The following is a 16,281-nucleotide window of genomic DNA, read 5'->3' on the forward strand; positions in this document are numbered from 1 at the left end:
TGGGATATGCTAGGGACCCTCCCCCAAGCTTTGCATCAAAACAATAAATATCTATTAGAAATATAAAAAAATAAAGTATATCTTTATGTTTATAATAATAAAGTACATTGTAAAGTATATTTGTATTTTAAATACAAATATATATTAAATATAGTTAATGGCTATATTAACTATATTTAAAAAGATCTTATTAAACTTCCAACGAGCAGATTCCAACCGTCGATTAACACGAAAAACAAAATTTTAAACGGTAAAGAAATAACTGTTGGAGGAAGCATCATCATTCCCATTGACATTGTCAATGTCGCCACAACAAGATCTATTACCAAAAAAGGTAAAACAATAAGAAAGCCAATTTCAAATCCACGGCGTAACTCAGAAATCATAAAAGCAGGAACTAAGACCCGAAAATCAATATCAGCCCCTGTTGTAACATTAAAAGAAGGGTCGGAAAGATCAACAAATAGATCAAGATCTTTCTCACGAACTTGCGATATCATAAACTCACGAAAGGGTTGGCTAATTTTTTCTATCGCTTTTTGTTCGCTGATTTCATTTTTTATTAATGGCTGAACCCCCTGCTCCCAAGCAGTATTAAATGTCGGCGCCATCACATAAAAGGTCATAAATAAAGCCAATGATATCATTACCAGGTTAGAAGGTGTCGTTTGCAATCCTAAACCTGAACGCAAAAGCGAAAAGGCAATAACAAAACGGGTGAAACTCGTCACCATAATTAACAAACCAGGCGCCACTGACAAAACGGTCAACAAGCCAAAAAGCTGAACAATCCGTCCACTAATTTTGCCGTCAGTTGGTGCGAGGAGCCCTGAAAGGCCTCCAGTGCTTGCCAAATTTGTTTGTTGTGCAAACACGTCTGTAGCATCTGTTGTTACCAACAAAAGCATCATGAATACAAAACCGACAAATTTCTTCATTGTTCTATTACCAAACTCGAAATCAAAATATTGCTTATTTTATCGTCAGAACGAATTTTAGCGCGATCAAAAAGATCGCTACGTAAATTCATTAAACCCGATGGCCCCTTTACTTGTTCAATCGTCATTTGATGTAAAAACGATACAAAATCATTCGATATATCAGCTACCATATCTGACGAAATATTTTCACCAGGTTTAACAACTAACGCAATCTCCATTCGAATCCAAGTTTTATCTGGCACCGCTATATTAGTCAAAATAGGAGGCAAAATAATCATACGTGAATCGTCCATAATCAAACTTGCTGAAGTTTTTGCCACTGGTTCTTTAGAATCATTGGAACTTGGTGTTACTTCTTTACTCACCCACATACCAAGAAGCCACCCAGAAGCTGCAGCAACGACTGTCAAAACAACCCCAACGATCAATAATGTTTTCACACTATCGTCTTTTTTTTCTGTTTTTTCTTCTTCCTTCGGCGCTTCTGCCATAAAGAACCCCTTATTATCATAAATAATGATGTGCAGTTATTATATTGATTACCTGCAATTATTATTGAACAAATCTCAAATTTTAAAAAGACCTTTATAGTATAATTGAATTAGAAAGGTGCAATTTGATTGAGTAATTGTTGACCGTAAGGAGGTTGTTGTATCTCACTCATACGTCCACGCCCTCCATATGAAATGCGTGCTTCAGCAATTTTGTCATAATCAATCATATTATTGCCAGAAATATCACGTGGACGAACAACCCCCGCAATATTGAGAATACGCATTTCATAATTAACCCGCACTTCCTGCGAACCGCTAATAACCAAATTACCATTTGGCAAAACATCTGTTACAACAGCAGCAATGGAAAGGCGAATGTTTTCTTGCCGCTCTACTTTACCATCACCTTTAGATTGGTTTGATGATGATGCTTCAACACCACCTGCAAGCTTTTCTAAAAATGAATACTCTGTTCCAACAGTATATTTGGAACTGGAATCGCGCTTTAAATCACTTTTATTATTGAAACTGGCACGATCATTAATAAATATTTGCACAGTTAATACATCACCAGGCTTCATTGCCCGTGGATCACGATAAAAGTTATTAACAACATTGGGACGATAGAGCGAATATTTACTCTCTTTTGGTGCAAGTGGATAAAAATGGGCTGCACGTGAAGGTGCAAAGCCTAAATCTGCACGTACGGGAGAAAAATCTGGTGCGGAATTAAAATCCTTCGGATTATAAGAACAAGCAGCCAATGGCATTAACATTAAAGTTATGCCAGCCTTTAAAAAAAAGTGTAAAGAGTGTTTTTGACTGTGTTTCATCTTTTTCACTTTCATCATTACTTTGTATCAATCACTTGTTGTGCTTGTTTCTTTTTTGACGAGGTTTGTTGTGCACTCACAAGTATTTGCGTTAATTCAGCTGATTTTTCAGGAGGTAATTCATTCATAATAGCACTTGATATTTTAGGGCTAAGCTTAAGCACAAGTGAAGCTGCCACCAGGTCACTCATTAAAGCTAATTGAGCAGCTGCTGCATCGGGACGCATCTTTGAAATAATCTCAACCAAAGAATCCTCTGCCATTGACAAAAATTCATTACGCTTTTCCAGCCAAACTTCATATTCGCGCCGTTTTTCTTCTAAAGTTTTTACACGTTCATCAATTTGATCACGCAACTGTTGTAATTGTTGACGTTGCAATTGAAAACGCGCATCTGCAGCCTGACTGCCAATATTGTCACAAAAACGTTCTACTTCTTCTGTATCTTTCTTAGACAAACCTTGTGTCGATGAAACAGGTGAAGCCTTTGTTTCTGAAGCACTATCTGCAGGTGTTGTCGTAGATATTGTTGTAGGTGTCTTTGTTGGTGCTGCTGTAGACGCCTTTGTAGGTGCTTTTGCCTGATCCAACCGGTTTGCAGATTTAACCTTCTTTGTGGATGAAGGAGCTGGCGCCGATTTTTGTGCTGGATTAGCAACAGAAGCAAAAATGAACATTGGCTCAGGGCTTAGATCAAGTGCATCTTGCGCATAACCCTTGCCGGCTCCACACACAATGAGCATCGCTACATAAAACCAAGAAGAATAAAACTGTAATTTTATCATTGAACAACAAGCTCCGCATGAAGAGCACCTGCAGTTTTAATAGCCTGCAAAACTGCTATAATGGCTGTTGGTTTGACACCAATTTGATTAAGCCCTTTAATAAGATTATCTAAATCTACCCCATCTAAAATACCAATGTTGGATACTGGCTGATCAACATCAACAGATGTTCTGGGCACAACAACCGTATCTCCATCACTAAAAGGATTTGGCTGTGAAACAGCTGGCTCTTCTGTTACACGAACTGTCAAACTTCCGTGTGAAATCGCCACACGTGAAACACGTACTTTTTCACCAATGACAACAGTCCCTGTACGTTCATCAACAACCACACGTGCCACTTCATCTGTAGGAATAGGAAGCATTTCAATTTCAGAAATAAAACGCGCCATTGAAATATTGCGGGGTTTATTTAAAATAACAGTTTTCGCATCGCGTTCTTTAGCAACATTATGCTTATAACGCTTATTGGAAAAAATATTAATTAAATCTGACACACGAACAGCTGTTGAAAAATCAGAGTTGCGCAATTCCAAAATAACCTCATTACCTTGGTTGAAATTGCCCTCAATCTTCTGCTCCACCAACGCACCATTAGGAATACGACCCGATGTTGGAACACCTTGCGTCACACTTTCTGCCACACCTTGAGCACCAAAACCAGAAATAACCATATTACCTTGCGCTACCGCATAAGTTTTACCATCCGCCCCAAGAAGCGGTGTCATCACCAATGTGCCACCTTGCAAAGACGTTGCATCTCCCAACGCAGAAACCGTCACATCAATGCGTGATCCTGGAGTAGCAAAGGGCACCATCTCAGCCGTAACGATAACAGCAGCGATATTATTGGCACGTGATGCACCAGCAGGAGGGCTCATTCCCAAATTATCAAGCATGGCTCGCATAGCTTGCTCTGTAAAAGGTGCATTTCGTAAAGAGTCACCTGTACCATTCAAACCAATCACCAAACCATAGCCTACCAATTGATTGGAACGCACACCTTGAATTTCTGCAATATCTTTCAAGCGTGCGACCGCACCTGGGCGAGCCAAATCAGCGTAATACATTTTAGCAGGATCACCACCAGATCCTAACCAAGCAGCATCAGATGCCGCTGGAGAGGTATACTGTTCTACATTTTTGCCCCCTTCATCCGCAAATGCTGGGATAAAGACTGAAAAAAAGCCTATCGAAGAAGCAAAAAAGAAACGAGAAAGAGAACGAGTAACCATTAAAAACCTACTCTCACGTCACCATTTTGTAAAACAGTGCCCATCACAATACGGCCTGAATCGGCATTACGAACTCGAATAAGATCGCCTGAGGATCCCGACTGTAAAACCACACCCAAAGCAGTGATCTGCAAATTATTTGTTTGAAAAATTAATTTGGTTGTTTGACCACGCTCGACTAAAACCGGGTCCCCCAAAGAAGAAAGTGAAATGGGGCGACCAGCTGTTAAGGTGCGTTTTGCAACCTTATTAAGAAGCTGATTCATCTGTGTAGCATACAAAGAAGCAGCTTCAGATTTTATAAAAAAACTTTTTTCGCTTAAACCTACATCACTCACACGCTGGCCAGCATAAACGGACTTATTAGGAACGAGAAAACTGACCCGGTCAGCATAAACTACTGTCGATGAAAAGAATGATAACAAAAAGGCTGTAAGTAGAAGCAAAAGCTTTTTCATAGCACTTACCTTAAATTCTTAGAAACAACCGCCGCCATTTCATCTGACGCCTGAATCACTTTAGAATTCATTTCATAAGAACGCTGCGCTGCAATCAGCTCTGTGATTTCTTTGACAGGATCAACATTAGACGCTTCAAGCATTGCCTGCATAATGCTGCCATATCCTTCATCCTTTGGAAAACCTGGTACCGGCGCACCAGAAGCAGGCGTCTCACGGAAAAGGTTATCCCCTACTGCTTCCAAACCAACTGCGTTGACAAAGTTAACCAAATTAAGGCGACCAGCTTCCACAGGGTTAGGATCCATATCAGTTTGATAATAAACAGTTCCATCAGGACTTACTGTTATATTCTTACTTCCTACAGGAATTGTGATAACAGGTTGCACTAAATTGCCATCTAATGTTTCAATCTGTCCTGTTTCACTTAAATTAAAAGCACCTGAACGTGTGTAAAAAACATTGCCATTAGGATCTTGCACTTCAAACCAGCCATTTCCGTTAATAGCTAAATCCAATGCATTGCCAGTTTGAACAAAAGCTCCTTGCATATTGACCTTACGAACTGCTGCAGTGCGCACCCCCATTCCAATCATCGCACCCTCAGGAATAATAGCTTGATTGAGCATATTGGGAACACCAACTGCACGATCTGCCACATACATTAAATCGGCAAATTCTGCACGCGCACGTTTGAAACCCGTTGTGTTAATATTCGCTAAATTATTAGCAATAACATCAAGGTTAGTTTGCTGAGCAGCCATACCTGTTGCAGCAATTGAAAGTGATCTCATGACCATGGTTTTTTCCTATATTCTTTATAAACTCTGTTCAGCCTATCTTAAATTTGCATACGGCTCACTTCAAGATATGCTTGTACCATCTTATCACGTAAAGCAATAGCCGTACTTAAAGACCGTTCAGCTTCCATAACAGAATTCACAACTTCACGCACACCAACATCACTGCCAGCCAAGCTACCAATAGAAAGACTTTCTGCATTTTGTAATTTCATTTCAGCTGTCCCTACAACTTCAGACAAAATTTTACTAAAACTGACATTGTTGCTCTCTTCAGCTGCCCCAACAGATAAATGTTGTACAGCAGCACTATTCATCTGCCCGCTTACTTGGTTTGATGAATCCAAAGAACTGCTAGATATTATGGAAGTGAGGGCTTGGATCATTTTTAAACGCTCCTACAAAAATTCAAATATAAAATCGCCGACAACGCAATGAATTGCTTTATCATTTCAGTAAATCAATTGTTTGTGAAACCAAATCGCGTACCTGGCGGACAACTTGTAAATTCGCCTCATAAGAGCGATTTGCTTCACGCATATCTGCCATCTCTACAATAGAATTGACATTGGGATATTTCACATAGCCATTACTATCAGCAGCCAAATGCCCTGGTTCATAACGCATAATAAAAGGCGCTTTATCATTGCCAACACGTGTCACCTGCACACCTTGTGCATCACTGTGCGGATTAAGAGCAGCTTCAAAACTAACAGTCTTGCGCCGATAAGGTGCCGCACCTGGAAATTTCCCCGTTGAATTGGCATTGGCTAAATTCTCAGCAATAATACGCAAACGCATTGACTGTGCACTTAAACCTGTTGTGGCAACTTGCTCTGCCGCAATTAGTCTATCAGCCATAATTATGACCCTCCTTTAACCGTCACCATCATCATACGATGAAAAGCCTTAACAATGGCAGTGTTGAGAGACATCTCACGATTAACCTCCCCGCCTTTACGCATTTCTTCTTCTAAATCAACATTATTTCCAGAATGCGTAATTTCCATCATATTTTCAGAGCGAATAGCTTGGGCTTCCATACCATTGTCTGTCAAATCTATATGACGAGCGTTGGTAACAGCCATGGAAATCGTTTGGTTTTGCAAAACAGTCGGAAAATCTTGCACATCACGGGCTTTGTATCCTGGTGTATTAGCATTAGCCACATTACTAGCGATCGCCTTCTGGCGCACAGTTAACCAATCTGCTTGTTTGTTGGCAATATTAAAAAGATTGACTGAATCCATAATTTTATAATCCTTAAATCCTTGGAAGAGGTGATAAGAAAACAATCTTGTGCGAGCCTTGTCTGTATGTTCTTTAAAGTAAAATAAAATAAAAATATCAATTTATATTTATTTTTTAAAGAATAAAATCTAAAAGATAAATAGAAACACAATATATAATGTATAAATTTTATATCAGTCTTTCCCTTTGTAAGTCATAAAATCAAAACATTGGTTTTTACTGAAAATCATCTCTCTACCTTCATAAACTAAAAGCCATCTCTCTTATAGATACTGAATAATCGCTATTGATAAACAAAATAACCTCTTAAAAAGACGCTCTTTGACTTTGTTTCTCATAAGTAATTATTGATTTTTCAATAGCCTTGCCAATTCATCGTAAGGATCACTAACAAGCGGCATATCAGGGCTTTGTTTCATAGCAGCATAAATAGATGGCACTAAAAAGATTGCCTGATCCAGGATTTGATCTGTCCCCGCACGATAAGCACCCATTGCACGCAAATCACGTGTTTCTTCGTATCGAAAAATCATTTCCTTCAAATTTTGAACCAATATGCGCTGTTCATCTGTCCAACTACGAGGTGCCAAACGTGAAATAGAAGCCGGAATATCAACAGCAGGAAACCTTCCCTGAGCAGCAATAGCACGATCCAGCACAATATGGCCATCTAAAATCCCGCGAATTGCATCAGAAACAGGATCATTATGATCATCGCCATCAACCAACACTGCATAAACACCCGTAATAGACCCCTTGCCTTCTCTACCAGGGCCTGCTCGTTCTAATAAACGTGGCAACTCACTAAAAATCCGGGGAGGAAACCCACGTGAAACAGGTGGTTCATGAGCAGAAATAGCAATTTCACGCATCGCTAATGCATAACGTGTAACCGAATCGACCACGAGTAAAACATTATCGCCTAAGGAAGAAAAATATTCGGCAATTGTTGTCGCCATGATTGGAGCTAAACGCCGCATCATTGGGCTTTCATCACCTGTTGCAACCACCGCAACTACTTTGTCTAATTTGTTGTGCAATGTATCATCAAGCATATCACGCACTTCACGACCACGTTCACCTGTGAGTGCTAAAACAACTGTATCAAAATGATTAGCTTGCATCATCATCGACAAAAGGGTTGATTTTCCAACCCCAGAGCCAGCAAAAATTCCAATACGCTGACCAAAGCAAAGAGGCGTGAAAATATCAATCACTTTAACGCCTGTACGTAACCCCTTCTTCACACGTGCACGTTTGAGTGCTGGTGGCACGTCACCCTCAACCGCCATATTGCGTGGACCAGAAAGTAATGCCCCTTTACCATCAATAGCCTCTCCCAAAGCATTAACAACACGACCACACCAAGAACGATCTGGCGCTACAAAAAGCGGACCTTGCGGAAAAACAGAAGCCATAAGAACAGGAACAACGGTTTCATCATAAGGTTTAATCAAAACATTTTCTTCATTAACACGAATAATTTCACCCCTCACCATCTGCTCATCACAATCAATACACACTGTCTCCCCAAGCAATACAGATTGTGATAAACCACGCGCAACCAATGCACCACGCGCCACATCGCTTATAACCCCCCTTGATTAACCAAACAAGAGGAAGGGTTAGCTTTATGCGTGACAAAAGAAAGCAATCGGCTCAAAGCTGTAGGTGGAGCATCTGCCTGTTTTCCCTTAACAGATGAAACAGCATCCTCTACATTTGTAGGATCTGCATCTTTAAGCTCTGCATTCACAAGATCTGCATCTGCAAGAGAAGTCTTTGTATCTGAAGAAACTACTGGCGTAGTATCTGTTAAAACAGCCGTTGGTGCAGAATCATTTTTGCTTTTTTGCATTGCATAATACACTCTTTATAAAAGACTTGTATGATCAATCACTTAAGATTTTCCACCAAGAATTTGAATAGATTTAGAACGCATTTCTTCCTGCTGACGCAACATTGCCTCAACCCGTTCAAAAGCACGACTTACCTCAATAAGACGCGTCATCTCAGACACACCGTTCACATTAGAACTTTCAATATAACCTTGTACAACTTTATCACCAAGCCCCCCTTCTGACGGCACAGCAGGTCTATCAGGAATAACAGAAGCATTAGGGCCATAACGCAATTGAGTCCCTTTCTGAAATTGAAACAAACCAATTTTTCCAACCAAAACATCCTTTTGATAAATACTCCCATCTGCTGAAATACGAGGAGTGCCCCCTGCAGGATTAAGCTGGATTGGTGCGCCCCCATCATCTAAAAAAGGCAATCCTGTCACCGAAACCAAACCACCTTCTGGTGTCATAATCATTCGACCATCGCGGGTATAAACTGGCCCAAAAGAAGCTTGCATAGAAAAATATGAATCACCCCCTACAGCAACATCAAGAGCATTACCGGTTTTCACCAAAGCACCTCGATCTGTTGAAATATATCCCTTACCAGCGCTCACAAAAACAACCTGATCTCTTTGTTCGCGTGCAACGGAAGATACCAACGTGTCAAACTTCATACCACCAGCGCGAAAACCTGGTGTATTAACATTCGCCATGTTCTGTGCAATTGTTTCCATCCGGCGTGCCAAACTGATTTGACCCGACACTCCCACATAAATCGGATTTTGCATAAATCTGCCTCTTTTTCTTATACTATTAAAGATACTCTCTAAGCACTACCCCGCTTAAGAGATTGTAAAGCTACCATTGTCTCAGGAGAAAACGCTAATCCGCTTCCCAAATTTGAATCTTGTAAAAGTGCGAGAGCAGGATTTGTATCTGTTCGATTTTGTGCGTCATACATAGCAGAAAAACGTGCAATAAACTGCTCTAATTTCTTTGGATCTTTTAAATCTTCAAGGGACATACGTGATTCTAACAAAGATTTTTGCGCCTCAATTTTTGATGAACGCACACTTTCTGGAATATTTAGAGCCATAAAAACTACCGCTGATAAAGCTTTATCACCAAGAATTTGATAAGCCCAACTTTTTTCTGAAAGAAGATCACCCCTAGTCATTTCCCCGATAGTACGGGTAAAATACAAGGCCAAACGCGTTCCTTCATTTTCTTCACCAACTTTTACTTCTAAAGTCTGCTGCATATATTTATTTACAGTGCCTGTTTTTGCACTCTCTCTTTGAGTGGTTTCTTCACCATAAACAGCAAAATTAAAAGCTGCTGCAAATTGCTGATAACGCCTATCTGTCAATTGAGAAGCATAATTAGGGTCTGAAAGCACTTTACGCATCATACCTTTTGCATAAATCATATCTTCCAAACCATAAGCCTTCATAGCATAGCGATAGATTTTATCATCTGCTAAAAACTCATCAACTGATTTTATACCTATAATATGACTCACATAATAGTCTGTCTCGCGCTTAACCTGAGGCTCATTAAAAAGCTGACTCGACGTTTGTTTCATATTATCGATTGTACTTCTATAACTCATATATGTGCTAATCATAGCAAACCTTCCTCTCAGCAGATTTTTTAAAGTATAAAACTTGTCTGAAACTGATGATAAAACTGCTTCTTATTACAACAATATTTTATTATGATAGTATTTTCAATTTAGTTTTGTTGATATACTTAAGATTTTTTTCATAAATCCTTGTGTATTCTAATACTTTTTTATAGCATGATATAAAATTACAAATAATTCATCATGAAAAATTGGTAAGCTTTGCACAAGCATAAACATTTATCTTTCAGCAAAATTTAAAAATAGGAGACCACGGTATTGGGTGTCATTATAGGATTAGTGCTTACTTTAGGATGTATAATTGGCGGTTACGTAGCCATGGGCGGACATCTTGATGTTTTAGTACAGCCATGGGAATTTGTTATTATTTTGGGTTCAGCCATTGGTATTTTCATCATCTCTAACCCTTTTAATGTGATTAAAGATGCAATGAAAGCAACATTGGAAGCAACAACAGACGCTGTTCCCAAACAAAAAGATTTTTTAGCAACCTTAGGTTTGCTCTATGTTCTTATGCGGGAAATGCGCTCAAAATCACGCTCCGAAATGGAGAGTCATGTTGATAACCCCAAAGAATCTGCACTCTTCCAGCAATATCCTTTGGTTTTAAAAGATAATTCTCTAACCAGTTTTATTTGTGACTATTGTCGTCTTATCATCATGGGAAACGCTCGCCCTTTTGAAATTGAAGCTTTAATGGATGAAGAAATTCACACAATCGCAAAGGATTCTGAAAAATCTTCTCATGCTCTGCAAAATATGGCTGATGCTTTACCAGCGCTTGGTATTGTAGCGGCTGTTTTGGGTGTGATTAAAGCTATGGGTGCTATTAGTGAACCACCAGAAGTGTTAGGACGCTTGATTGGAGCAGCTCTTGTTGGAACATTTGCGGGTATTTTCTTTTCCTACAGTGTCTTTAGCCCCATCGCCACAAAAATTAAAACAGTGCGTCATAAAAAAACGCGTATCTATATTGTCGTGAAACAAACACTGTTGGCTTATATGAACGGCGCAATACCACAAATTGCACTAGAATATGGACGCAAAACCATCTCAGCAAAAGATCGTCCAACAATTGATGTTGTAGAACAACACACAATCGTTGGTCCAGGTGCTGAAAAAGAGGCCGCTTGAACATGACTGAACAAACCGAACAGACTGAGCAAACTGCACAAACCGAGCAGACTGCGCAAACCGAGCACAATATCAATGAAGAGAAAAAGCAAGATGTGTTGGCCCAACACATTTTGCGTGCAGCTGGTCTGTCAAGTGATGACCTTATGTCATTTCAATATGTGTTTCGTGACGCAGCAAGCAATCTTTGTGCGCAGTTAGTCCATTATACATCCTTAGAATTTGCTACCGATGTACAATCGCTTGATACACTTAAAAGTGATAAGATTAGTCAAGTAATCGGAACAGATACATTATTGATTTATTTTAGCTCCAGTCTTTGGGGAGATGATGTTATCTTTGTTCTTGATGCAACCCTGGTTGATCTTATAACAGAAGCATTTTTTGGTGCAGCAGAGCCAAAGATTATAAACCGTAATGGACGCCCTTTTAGCCCAACAGAATACAAAATAAGTGAATATTTTGGAAAACTGCTGGCTAATACAATGGATGGAATATTTGGCACAGGTGATGGCTCTCTTTTACTTTTCAAGCAAACACTCAAAGCGCAAGAATTTAATTTAGAAACCTTTCATCAATCGCAGATGTTCTCTTGCACTCTTGGGGTCAAATGTAATGAAATAGAAGCAAACGTGAATATTTTAATGCCACGCAGTTGCCATCGCCCTATTCAAGAAGCTGTTACACGGGCCTTGCGCGCACCTGCAAAACATACAGATCCACTTTGGGCTAAACGTTTAAAACAAGAAGTGAGTCGCGCACACGTATCTATTGAAGCTTTTATCCAACAAGGATCAATGATCTTAGATGAATTATCAAAACTTCAAGTAGGGCAGGTTCTGCCCCTTCCTGCCAATGCTGTTAAACAGATAAAATTACGCAGTGGCAAAAAATCTCTTTATAAATGCTCCCTTGGTAAAATGGGGACAAATTTTTCCATCCGGGTCACTGATCCTATTGATGAAGAAAAGGAAATGATTGATGAGCTGGTTCATAGTTAATATAGCAAGTGCACTTCTAGCACTGGTATCATTAGGTGTTTTTATTATAACCACACGAAAATTGACGACAACAATCCACATGGGTCGAGAATTGGCTAAACAAGTTCAGACCGGAACTGCTTGTCTTGATCGAGCAATTTCAATATTGCGTGAAGAACATCAAGAATTTCGCGATGAAAACCGCAAAATGGATGCACGTATTATTGAATCAACGCGGATTCGGCGCAATATTGATCGCTCTGTTGCTCATATGGAAAATGTCCGTAATCAACTACAAAGCGATTTTGACCATTTTCGCGCTACTTTAACTGCCAAAACTCATAGACCTACAATGGGATCTAGTAAACCACATACGCACCAACAACCACCCATTGTTCCAAAAAACTTTCCGGTTTTTGTGCAGCGTAAAATACACTAAGATCCTCTGAATAATAAAATACAATTTTAAAAAATAGAAAACCTCAAAGCCTTTATAAACGAAAGAATATAAAGTCAAAACAAAAAATACGGTGACAAAATGACAAATGATATAAATCCTCCTGGTGGTGCTAAAGGGGTTAACCCAGCAACGCCACCTCGTCCAGCAACATCACCCAGCCCCACAGGAACAAGACCTGGAATGCCAGGTAGTGTTGGAACAAGTGCACAAAAACCAGGAATTAGTACCCCTGGTGCAACAGCAAGCAGTGGCCCTGCTTTTACTGCATCAGCAGGAAAAACTGTTGGAAGCATGAGTGCTACAAATGCACAAAAAAGCACAAATGACGTGCACAGCAATCCAGAACTCATTATGAGTATCCCAGTTGAGGTTCAAATTGTTTTAGGCTCAACCACTATGCCAGTAGCAAACCTAATGGATTTAGGTCGCGGTTCAGTAATTACGCTTGATAAGCAAATTGGAGACCCTATTGATATTATCGTCAATGGTCGTATTATCGCACGTGGTGAGGTTATTGTTCTAGAAGATGACCCTTCCCGTTTTGGGGTAAGCCTTACCGAAGTTATGGGTAAATAAGTCAACTTGCAAAATGTGAAAAACAAATATGACGCAGGCAACGAAAGAAAAAATGACAGAAGTAATAAATGTTGTATCAGAAGATGAATTGGAAAATACGTTACCTGATACACATGTGCCTTCTACACTTATTGATACACTTTCTGGGCAACAAAAAGCTGCAGCGCTCCTTGTTGCTCTAGGAAAACCCGCTGCTGCGCGTCTTTTAAAACATTTCACTCCAGATGATTTACGTCGTCTGAGTGGGCAGGCTCATACTTTGCCCAACATTTCTCTTGCTGATTTTGAGGTTCTAGTTCGTCAATTTGAAGATGCCTTTGCTGAAGGAGCTTCTTTTTCTGAAGCTGGTTTACGTTTTGATAATCTGGTACAAGAAACATTATCAGAAGAGGAAGCTGCTTTAGTTCTTGACCCTTCAAAGGCACCCGCTCCACCTCGCGAAAGTCTTTGGGAGATTATTGCAAAATTAAGCATTGATGTTTTGCAAATGCATTTTGCACAAGAACATCCCCAAGTGGTTAGCTACATTGTTTCACGTCTTCCTTCTGAAATTGCAGCAAAAATTTTAATGGCGCAGCCCATGGCTGTGCGTGCTGATCTTACCCGTAGAAGGTTGCATTTACGCTCAGTTTCGCCAGAAATAGATACAGTCCTTGATGAAGCGCTGCGCCCTGTCTTCTCACAAGATAATAATATAGGAGAAAAAGCTCATCACGGACAAGTGGCCACCATCCTTAATGAGCTTGATAAAGCAGATGTTGATGAAATGCTTGCAAATCTTGGAGATTTGAGTCAAGAAGATCTGGAAAAAATCAAAGCCAAGCTTTTTGTTTTCGAAGATATTCCGCGTTTGGCAGAACGAGCACGGTTACTGCTTTTTGATAAGATTACAGCTGATACCGTTATTACAGCTTTGCATGGTACAGACAATCAGATGAAAGACCTGGTTTTAAATTCTCTTTCACAACGCACACGTCGTATAGTGGAAGCAGAACTTTCTTCAGGCAATGACTCCATCCAACAAGAAGCAATTATAAATGCACGCCGTAGTATTGCCCAAACAGCAATCAAACTCTCAGAGCAAGGAACAATTAATCTCTCAGGTGAAGAAGGAACGTCTTAAAAGGCGCACTTAAACCAACATGTCAGATGAAAAGCCCGATAAAGAGAGCCAAACAGAAGAACCAACAGAACACAAAATTCATAAAGCAGAAGAAAAAGGAAATCTTCCCTTTTCTCGTGAATTGCCTATTTTCTCTTCTCTTTTAAGCTTTAGCGTAATTTCTATTTTTATCGCTTTTCCAGTCATGTCGCAGCTTTCGCATTTTTTGCTTCAATGGCTCGAACGCCCTGAATCTTGGCGCATTAATACTGCAGAAGATATTAAACATTTGATTTATTTGGTAGGTGGTAATGTAGGCTTAGCTTTAGCACCTATTTTAATTATTATACCCCTGATTGGTATAAGTGCATCAGTTATACAACATGTACCACGTATTATTATGGAGCGCATCCGTCCACAATGGTCACGCGTTTCACTCAGCAATGGATTTGAACGCATTTTCAGTAAAGCAGGGTTGGTGGAATTTTTAAAATCATTAACCAAGCTGATTGGTGTAAGCATCATTGTTTATATTATGTTTTTCAAAAACAATACAATTTTCATCAATGCATTATTAACAGATGCATCAGCTTTACCTGAATATATTCGTAAAGAACTTGTCGGTCTGTCGCTTTCTTTCATTGTAGCCGTCGCCGCTATTGCAGGATTTGACTTAGCATGGTCACGTTTCTACTGGCGCCAAAAATTACGCATGAGCAAACAAGAAATTAAAGAAGAGCATAAAAGCCTTGAAGGAAACCCTATGATCAAAGCACGGATGCGTTCCTTAACACGTGACCGCATGCGTCGGCGAATGATTGCCAATGTTCCTACTGCAACCTTAATTGTGGCGAACCCGACCCACTTTTCTGTTGCTTTGCGCTATAAACCACCCCTTGATTATGCACCAGTTGTGGTTGCAAAAGGGCAAGACATTCTGGCTTTACAAATTCGTGAAATTGCTATCGAAAATGACATCCCTGTTATTGAAAATGTAGAATTAGCACGTACATTGTACAAACAAGTTGAAGTCGACCAAGTTATCCCACCTGAATTATATGAAAGTGTTGCTGCTCTAATTCGTTTCATCAACAGTCAAAAGATCCATTAAAATAAGCATTTACAACTTTTTTCAAAATTCAATACCAAATTAATATAAACTCTAAAATAATAACACAAAGTCATAAGATGAAAAAGATTATATAACTGAAATCCGTGAAATGTTTCTGGCAAAACAGGTAGCGCAATTTATTCCAGAATTGCGACTGATCGAGGTAGGTGACTTAATTGCCTGTATCCACACAGAGCGTTTTAACCATCTTTCCGAACTTATTGAAAGTGCTACGGAATTGCGTTTTTACCCGAATACCATGCGTTTTGCCCGTAATGCCAGTTATGAATTAGATTGGAACACTACACCAAAAATCTTGCTTCATATGGAATTTTCAAATGAAGGTGTACAAGCCTTTTTCCAGCTCATCATGTCATCAGAAGAATTTGGGGTTGAACTGGATAAATGTATTTTTGAAAACCCATCCGATGAAGAAACCAATACTAATCATTTGGTGAATGCACTCAATAATGCACGAATACAAAAAAGACTCACCCACTAAAATATGCACTGTCTCATTAAAAATGAACTGCATTGTGGGTTAAAATCATAACACCTCAAAGATAAGAAGGATGTAAGATAAAAAGCAAAGATGCTATAATGCTATATACAAATAAGCTTCTCGTATT

19 protein-coding genes and 1 pseudogene are annotated in these 16,281 nt (G+C 39.5%); 7 read left to right on the forward strand and 13 right to left on the reverse strand.

The window, feature by feature from the left end; genetic code table 11:
* Positions 1-176: 176 nt before the first annotated feature.
* The 13 genes and pseudogenes from fliP to BWD121_RS05765 form a co-directional block, all read right to left on the reverse strand.
* Entirely contained in the window at positions 177-938 is a 762-nt protein-coding gene (gene fliP / locus BWD121_RS05705; protein WP_078663719.1) for a flagellar type III secretion system pore protein FliP, read from the reverse strand.
* Positions 935-1,432, reverse strand: a complete 498-nt coding sequence (locus BWD121_RS05710; RefSeq protein ID WP_078663720.1) for a flagellar basal body-associated FliL family protein — start codon at positions 1,430-1,432, stop codon at positions 935-937. The genes fliP and BWD121_RS05710 overlap by 4 nt, the downstream gene beginning before the upstream one ends.
* Positions 1,433-1,542: 110 nt before the next feature.
* Positions 1,543-2,211 (reverse strand): flagellar basal body L-ring protein FlgH, encoded by a 669-nt coding sequence (gene flgH, locus BWD121_RS05715; protein WP_143245272.1) that lies wholly within the window; start codon positions 2,209-2,211, stop codon positions 1,543-1,545.
* Between the two features lie 74 nt (positions 2,212-2,285).
* The gene (locus BWD121_RS05720) at positions 2,286-3,053 is read right to left on the reverse strand and encodes a MotE family protein (RefSeq protein WP_078663721.1); all 768 of its coding nucleotides are present in this window, start codon (positions 3,051-3,053) and stop codon (positions 2,286-2,288) included.
* A complete protein-coding gene (locus BWD121_RS05725) occupies positions 3,050-4,288 on the reverse strand; it encodes a flagellar basal body P-ring protein FlgI (protein ID WP_078663722.1) in 1,239 nt (412 codons plus the stop codon). The genes BWD121_RS05720 and BWD121_RS05725 overlap by 4 nt, the downstream gene beginning before the upstream one ends.
* Positions 4,288-4,746: a flagellar basal body P-ring formation chaperone FlgA gene (gene flgA / locus BWD121_RS05730; protein ID WP_078663723.1), complete on the reverse strand. Its 459-nt coding sequence runs from the start codon at positions 4,744-4,746 to the stop codon at positions 4,288-4,290. The genes BWD121_RS05725 and flgA overlap by 1 nt, the downstream gene beginning before the upstream one ends.
* A gap of 5 nt (positions 4,747-4,751) precedes the next feature.
* Positions 4,752-5,540, reverse strand: a complete 789-nt coding sequence (gene flgG, locus BWD121_RS05735; RefSeq protein ID WP_197684876.1) for a flagellar basal-body rod protein FlgG — start codon at positions 5,538-5,540, stop codon at positions 4,752-4,754.
* A 47-nt stretch (positions 5,541-5,587) separates the two neighbouring features.
* Positions 5,588-5,893, reverse strand: coding sequence for a flagellar hook-basal body complex protein FliE (locus BWD121_RS05740; protein WP_240536697.1), 306 nt, complete (start codon positions 5,891-5,893; stop codon positions 5,588-5,590).
* A 100-nt stretch (positions 5,894-5,993) separates the two neighbouring features.
* The gene (flgC, locus tag BWD121_RS05745) at positions 5,994-6,410 is read right to left on the reverse strand and encodes a flagellar basal body rod protein FlgC (RefSeq protein WP_197684877.1); all 417 of its coding nucleotides are present in this window, start codon (positions 6,408-6,410) and stop codon (positions 5,994-5,996) included.
* Positions 6,410-6,796 carry a flagellar basal body rod protein FlgB gene (flgB, locus tag BWD121_RS05750; protein ID WP_078663727.1) on the reverse strand — a complete coding sequence of 129 codons (387 nt, stop codon included), beginning with the start codon at positions 6,794-6,796 and terminating at the stop codon, positions 6,410-6,412. The genes flgC and flgB overlap by 1 nt, the downstream gene beginning before the upstream one ends.
* A gap of 345 nt (positions 6,797-7,141) precedes the next feature.
* Positions 7,142-8,655: pseudogene (locus BWD121_RS05755) on the reverse strand (flagellar protein export ATPase FliI).
* A 42-nt stretch (positions 8,656-8,697) separates the two neighbouring features.
* Entirely contained in the window at positions 8,698-9,432 is a 735-nt protein-coding gene (gene flgF, locus BWD121_RS05760) for a flagellar basal-body rod protein FlgF (protein ID WP_078663728.1), read from the reverse strand.
* 38 nt (positions 9,433-9,470) lie between these two features.
* Positions 9,471-10,271, reverse strand: a complete 801-nt coding sequence (locus tag BWD121_RS05765) for a DUF1217 domain-containing protein (protein WP_078663729.1) — start codon at positions 10,269-10,271, stop codon at positions 9,471-9,473.
* A 276-nt stretch (positions 10,272-10,547) separates the two neighbouring features.
* On the opposite strand from BWD121_RS05765, the gene motA reads away from it, so the two are divergent.
* The 7 genes from motA to BWD121_RS05800 all read left to right on the forward strand — a co-directional run bounded on the left by motA (position 10,548) and on the right by BWD121_RS05800 (position 16,154).
* Positions 10,548-11,423: a flagellar motor stator protein MotA gene (motA, locus tag BWD121_RS05770; protein WP_078663730.1), complete on the forward strand. Its 876-nt coding sequence runs from the start codon at positions 10,548-10,550 to the stop codon at positions 11,421-11,423.
* A 2-nt stretch (positions 11,424-11,425) separates the two neighbouring features.
* Positions 11,426-12,424, forward strand: a complete 999-nt coding sequence (locus BWD121_RS05775; RefSeq protein ID WP_078663731.1) for a FliM/FliN family flagellar motor switch protein — start codon at positions 11,426-11,428, stop codon at positions 12,422-12,424.
* Positions 12,405-12,842 (forward strand): hypothetical protein, encoded by a 438-nt coding sequence (locus BWD121_RS05780; protein WP_240536698.1) that lies wholly within the window; start codon positions 12,405-12,407, stop codon positions 12,840-12,842. The genes BWD121_RS05775 and BWD121_RS05780 overlap by 20 nt, the downstream gene beginning before the upstream one ends.
* 312 nt (positions 12,843-13,154) lie before the next feature.
* The gene (gene fliN / locus BWD121_RS05785) at positions 13,155-13,439 is read left to right on the forward strand and encodes a flagellar motor switch protein FliN (RefSeq protein ID WP_078664082.1); all 285 of its coding nucleotides are present in this window, start codon (positions 13,155-13,157) and stop codon (positions 13,437-13,439) included.
* Between the two features lie 52 nt (positions 13,440-13,491).
* Positions 13,492-14,562: a flagellar motor switch protein FliG gene (locus BWD121_RS05790; protein WP_240536699.1), complete on the forward strand. Its 1,071-nt coding sequence runs from the start codon at positions 13,492-13,494 to the stop codon at positions 14,560-14,562.
* A gap of 19 nt (positions 14,563-14,581) precedes the next feature.
* Positions 14,582-15,652, forward strand: a complete 1,071-nt coding sequence (locus tag BWD121_RS05795) for a flagellar type III secretion system protein FlhB (RefSeq protein ID WP_078663733.1) — start codon at positions 14,582-14,584, stop codon at positions 15,650-15,652.
* 109 nt (positions 15,653-15,761) lie between these two features.
* Positions 15,762-16,154, forward strand: coding sequence for a hypothetical protein (locus tag BWD121_RS05800; protein WP_240536700.1), 393 nt, complete (start codon positions 15,762-15,764; stop codon positions 16,152-16,154).
* The last annotated feature ends 127 nt before the right edge of the window (positions 16,155-16,281 follow it).

Origin of the sequence: Bartonella sp. WD12.1 (assembly GCF_002022415.1) — a bacterium.
GTDB lineage: Bacteria > Pseudomonadota > Alphaproteobacteria > Rhizobiales > Rhizobiaceae > Bartonella.

Excerpts from the sequence above, each read along its gene's own strand:
- fliP (WP_078663719.1), bottom strand. The coding sequence starts at position 938 with ATGAAGAAATTTGTCGGTTTTGTATTCATGATGCTTTTGTTGGTAACA.
- BWD121_RS05710 (WP_078663720.1), bottom strand. The coding sequence starts at position 1,432 with ATGGCAGAAGCGCCGAAGGAAGAAGAAAAAACAGAAAAAAAAGACGAT.
- flgH (WP_143245272.1), bottom strand. The coding sequence starts at position 2,211 with ATGTTAATGCCATTGGCTGCTTGTTCTTATAATCCGAAGGATTTTAAT.
- BWD121_RS05720 (WP_078663721.1), bottom strand. The coding sequence starts at position 3,053 with ATGATAAAATTACAGTTTTATTCTTCTTGGTTTTATGTAGCGATGCTC.
- BWD121_RS05725 (WP_078663722.1), bottom strand. The coding sequence starts at position 4,288 with ATGGTTACTCGTTCTCTTTCTCGTTTCTTTTTTGCTTCTTCGATAGGC.
- flgA (WP_078663723.1), bottom strand. The coding sequence starts at position 4,746 with ATGAAAAAGCTTTTGCTTCTACTTACAGCCTTTTTGTTATCATTCTTT.
- flgG (WP_197684876.1), bottom strand. The coding sequence starts at position 5,540 with ATGAGATCACTTTCAATTGCTGCAACAGGTATGGCTGCTCAGCAAACT.
- flgB (WP_078663727.1), bottom strand. The coding sequence starts at position 6,796 with ATGGATTCAGTCAATCTTTTTAATATTGCCAACAAACAAGCAGATTGG.
- flgF (WP_078663728.1), bottom strand. The coding sequence starts at position 9,432 with ATGCAAAATCCGATTTATGTGGGAGTGTCGGGTCAAATCAGTTTGGCA.
- BWD121_RS05765 (WP_078663729.1), bottom strand. The coding sequence starts at position 10,271 with ATGATTAGCACATATATGAGTTATAGAAGTACAATCGATAATATGAAA.
- BWD121_RS05775 (WP_078663731.1), top strand. The coding sequence starts at position 11,426 with ATGACTGAACAAACCGAACAGACTGAGCAAACTGCACAAACCGAGCAG.
- BWD121_RS05780 (WP_240536698.1), top strand. The coding sequence starts at position 12,405 with ATGAGCTGGTTCATAGTTAATATAGCAAGTGCACTTCTAGCACTGGTA.
- fliN (WP_078664082.1), top strand. The coding sequence starts at position 13,155 with ATGAGTGCTACAAATGCACAAAAAAGCACAAATGACGTGCACAGCAAT.
- BWD121_RS05790 (WP_240536699.1), top strand. The coding sequence starts at position 13,492 with ATGACAGAAGTAATAAATGTTGTATCAGAAGATGAATTGGAAAATACG.
- BWD121_RS05795 (WP_078663733.1), top strand. The coding sequence starts at position 14,582 with ATGTCAGATGAAAAGCCCGATAAAGAGAGCCAAACAGAAGAACCAACA.
- BWD121_RS05800 (WP_240536700.1), top strand. The coding sequence starts at position 15,762 with ATGTTTCTGGCAAAACAGGTAGCGCAATTTATTCCAGAATTGCGACTG.